This is a genomic window from Parabacteroides hominis (assembly GCF_014287585.1).
GTDB lineage: Bacteria > Bacteroidota > Bacteroidia > Bacteroidales > Tannerellaceae > Parabacteroides > Parabacteroides hominis.
Genome location: NZ_JACOOJ010000079.1, coordinates 1 through 5,100 on the forward strand (window position 1 = coordinate 1; position 5,100 = coordinate 5,100).

A 5,100-nucleotide genomic window follows, 5' to 3' on the forward strand; every position below is an offset into this window, starting at 1 on the left:
AGAGGGGGCGTACAGATTTAAAGGGAATAGAAATCTCATTAAAAGTCAATTGATTTGGCTAAAACGATAACTATGATGGGGCGGGAGTATAGAATTATCTATCTCCCGCTTTTATTATATAATTTCACTTTCCATATAATCAGAACTAAATAGTACCATTAAACGGTATCGGAGTCGACCTTTTTGGTATAAATCTATATTAAAATGTTTTTAAAGTGCAGGTTTCTTTTTCAGGAACTTTTTGCCTAACCATCTCCTTACCGGTTCGTCATAAAGTTTCAGGCAGAGGTAAGCCAGGATGATGCTGCCGGCGTAGACTGCTATTGCCATAGGCCAGATTTCAGCGAAAGTATAGAGTTCGTTGTCGATAAGCCAAGCATAGAACAGGTACATGATCGGGTAGTGGACGGCATAGAGCGGATAGGATATGTCACCTAAGAATTTACATATTTGCGTCGAACGTTTGTCTGTAGTCTTACCGGAGGCTCCAAGCCAGACAAGGACGGGGAAAATGAGGATGATGCAGGCCGCTTCGAATAGCCCATTGAGGCTTATGGGAGCGGTGTCCACCTTTATGTAAGGCACACAGAAGAGGATCAGCAGGACGATCGAACAAATCCAGAAAGCCCCCTTCATTTGGAGCGGTTTGAAGTTGCGGGATAACAGCATTCCTAACGAAAAGGGAAAGAGCATACGCAAGGAACCTCCGAGGAAATTCACGCCGTCAAGCGTCCAGCCCACACCGATCATGTCGTATCCCGAAACATCGAAGAGCGTGAATCCGGCAAGCCCTATCCCTAAAAGAGCGACGAGTACGGTCAGGGCTTTAGTGGAAAGGCGATGAATGAAAACGGCGTAAAGGATGTTACCGATATATTCGAAAAAGAGCGACCAGCTTGGACCGTTGAGCGGGAACATTTCGCCATTGCCACGCACTTCATATCTCGCACCGGGCAGGGCGGGAATGAAAAACATCGCACAGAGTGTGGATAGCATCACTGCCGAGATAGCCACGTGTTTACCGTCCCATTGGACACAACCTTGCATGAAGAAGGCTATCGCTCCCAATATCACTCCCATGATAATCATCGGATGGAGACGTATCAGGCGACGTTTGAAAAAGTTACCGGTCGTCATTGTTTTTCCCAAGCGGTCGTCGTAGGCGTAACCGATTACGAAACCTGAAAGGATGAAGAAGAAATCGACGGCCAGGTAACCATGATTGATCGTTGTGATAGGAGTTCCTCCGGCTGCAAACGAAAGACCTTCGAAGATGTGATAAAAAACAACCAGTAAGGCTGCCACCCCTCGCAATCCGTCAAGGAGCTCGTAATGGGGTTTGGTATCCGCAAATGCGGCTGAAGAGATTGTTGTGTCTGACATTGATATTGAATTAGATATTTGTAATATGCGGCAAAAGTATTTGTTTTTTAGGGTAAAAAATTTGTCCTATGTCAAATTCGGCTATCCGTTCGCCCGGAGCCGGCTGAGCGTAGAAAGCCTGATACCCAGATAAGAGGCGATATATCCTAAGTTCACTCGCCGGTATGCGTCCGGAAACTGCTCCTTGAACGCTTCGTATCGTTCCCTCGCCGACAAGGTCAAATGATCTTTGTGGCTGCGATGCAAACGCCTGTATTCGTTCTGATGGATGATTCTTCCCCAGTTACACAGTTCAATGTTTGTCTCGAAAAGATGTGTCAAAGTTGCCAGCGATATCCGGTAGGCTTCCACCTCTTCCAGCGTTTCGACAAATTCTTCACTGATCTTTCCATAATAGAGTTCATCCATACTGAACACAATACTCCCTTCTCCGGCAAACGATGTCGTAACCTCTTCGCCGTCTACCAGCCAAAAGGAACGCGTTATCCCCTTCTCGATGAAAAAGGCGGACTTGCAATAGGTGTCTGCTTTTATCAACTGATACTTTTTAGGAAAGCGGCAGTAGGTCACGTTCTCTTTCAATACTTGAACGGTATCGTCGGAGATAGGAAACAAGGAGTTTATTTTATTTAATATATTTGTCATGATGTTACTTCGGCATTGCCTGTCAATCACAAAGATACGAAAAACCGGTAAAAAACAGTTGGCAACCAGGCAGTAATTATCTCACCGCTTGATTGCCAACCGCCAATTGAATTATTGAACTGTTCCTACAGCCATTCGCTCATGAACGCATCCATCTCATCTGCGTGCGCTTCGAGGCTTTGGAGCAGTTTAAACTGAGCCTTTGTGCGGGTAAGGTTGTGCTTCGGGCTATGGATCTTGTAGTATGTGTCGCCGTTGATGTAGTCAGTCAGGAAACGGACTGTCTGCATGTAGGTCAGCAAACGGCCGCCGTATGGGAGCAGTTTGATTTCCGTCGGGGTCAGGAAGGACTTGGCTTTCTCCATGTAGCCGCGTGTATAGGCTTTGAAAATATCCATGTTGACGTTGACATTGTCCAGGTTTTCGTCATCTTCGGCACCGGTATTGGCTCCTGTGCGGATGAAGTCGCCGATGTCTGACAGAACGAAACCCGGCATGACCGTGTCGAGGTCGATTACGCACAAAACCTTGTCGGTTTCGGCATCGAACATCATATTGTTAACCTTCGTGTCGCAATGGTTCGTGCGTTTTTTCAGCTTGCCCTCGCGATAGAGGCGTTCCTGGATGCACATGGCTTCGGCGCGTTTTTCGATTTCTTCGATCAAGTCTTTCACTTCGTCCAGACGACCGGCGGCATTGGCCTTTACTGCATCGTGGAATTGCTCCAGGCGGAATTCCATGTTATGGAAGTTCGGAATGGTTTCGCCCAGCGTACCTTCCGGAATATCGGCCAGCATGGACTGGAAGTCGCCGAAAGCCTTGCCTGCTTCGTAAGACAGTTCCGGGTTGACCTCTTCATAGCTCTTGCTGTTCGGGATGAACAGGCAAACGCGCCAATAGCTGTCTCCGTCGAAATAATACAGCTTGTTGTCTTTTGTCGGAAGGAAAGTCAACACTTTGCGATCGATGTCGCTTTCGCCTTTTTCTTCCAGTTTCTTACGAATATGCGAAGTAACGACCTGGATATTGTTCTGTAACATATCCACATTGGTGAAGATCAGGTGGTTGATGCGTTGTAGCACGTATTTGATTTCGCCTTTTTCGTTTGTTACTTTCAGCGTATCGTTAATGTGTCCGTTTCCGAATGGTTCAGCGGAAACTACTTTCTCTGTGAGCTGGAACTGGTCCAGGATGTTTAGTAATTGTTCTTTCGTTTTTGCCATGGCATTATGTTAATTGATAATTGATAATTGAAAATTGAAAGGATTCAATCTTCAGTTACGCACAAAAGTAAGAATATCTTTGTAAATAAAAAACGGAAGTTGCTTTCTTTATAGGCGAACCTCATCTAAAATAAGAAAGGCTATCCTTTGAAGGACAGCCTTTCTTATTAGATATAATCGAAGTCGGGAATCGATAGTTACGATTCTCTGTTCAATTTTCAATTATTTCTTGTTACGGTTACCGTAGCGGCTCATGAACTTGTCAACACGTCCGGCAGTATCGACCAATTTAGCCTTACCTGTGTAGAACGGGTGAGAAGTGCTTGAGATTTCGACCTTTACCAGCGGATAAGTAACACCGTCGATTTCGATCGTTTCTTTTGCATTGATAGTAGAACGAGTGATAAATACGTCCTCGTTTGACATGTCCTTGAATACAACAGGACGATAGTTGTCAGGATGAATTCCTTTTTTCATTGCTTTGTTATCTTATTTTTAATTTATATTCTTATACTTAGTCTGGTAACCGGTATTTTGGGTTGCAAAGGTATGGATTAGAGTTGAACAAACAAAGAAATTCGAACTATTTTTTCAATCAGTTCTACTTTTGTGTTATTTTATATGCTTAAAAGCATAATGTTCCCGGATAGTTGTTATCTTTGTGGGAGATTTCTAATCATTAACGTAATAACATATACAACAATGGTAAATTACAAAGATTTAGGTTTGGTGAACACGAGAGAAATGTTCGCAAAAGCCATCAAAGGCGGATACGCAATTCCGGCTTTCAACTTTAACAACATGGAACAGATGCAGGCTATTATCAAGGCTGCAGTTGAAACAAAGTCTCCGGTGATTTTGCAGGTATCTAAAGGTGCTCGTCAATATGCAAATGCTACTCTGTTGCGTTATATGGCTCAGGGTGCAGTTGAATATGCAAAAGAATTAGGATGTGAAAAACCTCAGATCGTTCTGCACCTGGATCATGGCGATACGTTCGAAACTTGCAAAAGCTGTATCGACTCCGGTTTCTCTTCTGTAATGATCGACGGTTCTCATCTTCCTTATGAAGAAAACATTGCGTTGACTAAGAAAGTAGTAGACTATGCTCATCAGTTCGATGTAACGGTAGAAGGCGAACTGGGTGTATTGGCAGGTGTTGAAGACGAAGTTTCTTCCGACCATCACACATACACGGATCCTGAAGAAGTTATCGACTTTGCGACTCGTACAGGTTGCGATTCTTTGGCTATCTCTATCGGTACTTCTCACGGTGCCTACAAATTTACTCCGGAACAGTGCACGATCGACCCGGTTACCGGCAAGATGGTTCCTCCTCCATTGGCATTCGACGTTCTGGACGCTGTAATGGAAAAACTTCCGGGATTCCCTATCGTTCTTCACGGTTCCTCTTCTGTTCCGCAGGAAGAAGTTGAAACGATCAACCAGTTCGGTGGCGCTTTGAAGGCTGCTATCGGTATTCCTGAAGAATGGTTGCGTAAGGCTGCTACATCTTCTGTATGCAAGATCAACATCGACTCAGACTCTCGTCTGGCAATGACTGCTGCTATCCGTAAGACTTTCGCTGAAAAACCGGCTGAATTCGATCCGCGCAAATACTTGGGCCCGGCTCGCGATAACATGGAGAAATTGTACAAACACAAAATTGTTAACGTTTTGGGTTCTGACAATAAACTTTAATCCGGAGATAAAGATTAAAAATACTGAAGGAGGGTGTGTCAAAACCGTCGCATCCTCTTTTTTTATGCGCAAAGTCCGAACTTTCCCAAGCTCGGACTTTGTTATTACCCAAAGTTTATGTAACTTTCGGCATAAGATTTTTTGTTAT

At 44.4% G+C, this 5,100-nt stretch carries 5 protein-coding genes; 1 reads left to right on the forward strand and 4 read right to left on the reverse strand.

Annotation, left to right across the window (positions count from 1 at the left end; translation table 11 throughout):
* Nucleotides 1-210: 210 nt before the first annotated feature.
* The 4 genes from H8S65_RS20590 to H8S65_RS20605 form a co-directional block, all read right to left on the reverse strand.
* Nucleotides 211-1,383, reverse strand: coding sequence for an acyltransferase family protein (locus H8S65_RS20590; RefSeq protein ID WP_186931681.1), 1,173 nt, complete (start codon nt 1,381-1,383; stop codon nt 211-213).
* 81 nt (nt 1,384-1,464) lie between these two features.
* The gene (locus H8S65_RS20595) at nt 1,465-2,028 is read right to left on the reverse strand and encodes a Crp/Fnr family transcriptional regulator (protein WP_186931682.1); all 564 of its coding nucleotides are present in this window, start codon (nt 2,026-2,028) and stop codon (nt 1,465-1,467) included.
* A gap of 125 nt (nt 2,029-2,153) precedes the next feature.
* Nucleotides 2,154-3,251, reverse strand: a complete 1,098-nt coding sequence (locus tag H8S65_RS20600; RefSeq protein ID WP_186931683.1) for a phosphotransferase enzyme family protein — start codon at nt 3,249-3,251, stop codon at nt 2,154-2,156.
* A 222-nt stretch (nt 3,252-3,473) separates the two neighbouring features.
* Nucleotides 3,474-3,728, reverse strand: a complete 255-nt coding sequence (locus H8S65_RS20605; RefSeq protein WP_008150452.1) for a type B 50S ribosomal protein L31 — start codon at nt 3,726-3,728, stop codon at nt 3,474-3,476.
* A 225-nt stretch (nt 3,729-3,953) separates the two neighbouring features.
* Here H8S65_RS20605 and H8S65_RS20610 point away from each other — a divergent pair, with 225 nt between their 5' ends.
* On the forward strand, nt 3,954-4,952 hold the full coding sequence (locus H8S65_RS20610; RefSeq protein WP_186931684.1) for a class II fructose-bisphosphate aldolase: 999 nt from the start codon (nt 3,954-3,956) through the stop codon (nt 4,950-4,952).
* The last annotated feature ends 148 nt before the right edge of the window (nt 4,953-5,100 follow it).

Bases quoted from the DNA above. Each gene is read 5' to 3' on its own strand.
- H8S65_RS20595 (WP_186931682.1), bottom strand. From the start codon at position 2,028: ATGACAAATATATTAAATAAAATAAACTCCTTGTTTCCTATCTCCGAC.
- H8S65_RS20610 (WP_186931684.1), top strand. From the start codon at position 3,954: ATGGTAAATTACAAAGATTTAGGTTTGGTGAACACGAGAGAAATGTTC.
- H8S65_RS20590 (WP_186931681.1), bottom strand. From the start codon at position 1,383: ATGTCAGACACAACAATCTCTTCAGCCGCATTTGCGGATACCAAACCC.
- H8S65_RS20605 (WP_008150452.1), bottom strand. From the start codon at position 3,728: ATGAAAAAAGGAATTCATCCTGACAACTATCGTCCTGTTGTATTCAAG.
- H8S65_RS20600 (WP_186931683.1), bottom strand. From the start codon at position 3,251: ATGGCAAAAACGAAAGAACAATTACTAAACATCCTGGACCAGTTCCAG.